At 63.5% G+C, this 1,125-nt stretch carries 1 protein-coding gene and 1 pseudogene; both read left to right on the top strand.

The genetic code is table 11. From position 1 onward, the window contains the following. Positions 1 to 67: 67 nt before the first annotated feature. A pseudogene (locus Q1K29_RS18445) lies at positions 68 to 583 on the top strand (FAD-dependent oxidoreductase); the annotation flags it as partial. 30 nt (positions 584 to 613) lie between these two features. Further along, complete coding sequence (locus Q1K29_RS18440) at positions 614 to 1,030, top strand: RidA family protein (protein ID WP_300396850.1); 417 nt, start codon at positions 614 to 616, stop codon at positions 1,028 to 1,030. Positions 1,031 to 1,125 lie beyond the last annotated feature (95 nt).

Below are 1,125 nucleotides of genomic sequence, written 5' to 3'. Positions count from 1 at the left end.
ACAGTTCGGCTCGAGCGGGCGTACCTAGTGTCGCTGCTCACACCAGCACTGGGGTCTTCCCGCCAAGCGCGCCCAACTACAGGCGAGAGCGCCGATGGGGAGGCTTGCGAAGATCCAGGTTCGGTACGACGAGCCGTTCTGGCAGGAGCGGGGGCTCTCAGGGGCAGTCTTCGAGTGCGGAGATCTCGCCTTCTGGTTGTTTGACGGCAGCAAGCCCACCGACTCCCTGGCAACCATCGTGGGATTCATCGGCGGGAAGCACCTTGACGTCTGGCACTCCCTCTCGTCGGACGAGCGCGAGAAGCGGTTCATCGAGATTCTTGTCAACAACTTCGGACAGAAATCGCGAGAGGTCCGCTACGTGCATGAGACCGACTGGACCGTTCAGCCCTGGACAGGTGGGGCGCCGGTCACCTTCATGCCGACAGGACTACTGAGCAGCGCCGGTTCGGCCCTGCGCGAGCCAGCCGGCCGGATCCACTTTGCTGGCACCGAGGCTGCACCCATGTGGTCGGGCTACATCGAGGGGGCCCTGCGGGCAGGCAAGATCGCGGCGGCCGACGTCCTTGGCCGATTGGTCTGACATGACGACGACAGCTGAGAGGGAGAGCCGATGACGAACTCACGTAATCGCCGGCGGTCCGTCGTTCCCACTTCCATGCGGGCGGACTACACCGAATACCACTTCTCGCCGGGATTTGAAGCCGGTGGGTTCCTCTTCATAGCGGGCCAGATCGGCCTCGACGAGAACGGAGCAGCTCCCGAGGACGCTGCTGAGCAGGCGAGGATCGCGTTCACAGCCATGGGCGAGGTACTGGCGGAGGCGGGTCTCGACTTCACCGACATTGTGTCCCTCACAAGTCACCATGTCGGCGATGTCGACCGCATCCTTGAGTGGTTTCCGAAGGTCAAGGACGAGTTCATCGTGGAGCCGTATCCGGCATGGACTGCGGTGGGAGTTTCTGGCCTGGCGATCCCGGGACTCGTCGTGGAGATCACTGCCATCGCCCAGCGGGTGACGTCCCGCTGAGGAGTTCGCAGGCACTGCGCGGCGGCTCTGGTCATACCCTCATGGAGAAACCGACCTGCCAAGTAGCAGGGTGAAGCGCCGCCACGGTTGGTAGA

The organism is Henriciella sp., from assembly GCF_029937755.1.
In the GTDB taxonomy this organism is placed as follows: Bacteria; Pseudomonadota; Alphaproteobacteria; order Caulobacterales; family Hyphomonadaceae; genus Henriciella.
Note: the sequence above shows the minus strand (reverse complement) of the source record. Positions and strands in the feature narration are given on the sequence as shown.

Bases quoted from the DNA above. Each gene is read 5' to 3' on its own strand.
- Q1K29_RS18440 (WP_300396850.1), top strand. From the start codon at position 614: ATGACGAACTCACGTAATCGCCGGCGGTCCGTCGTTCCCACTTCCATG.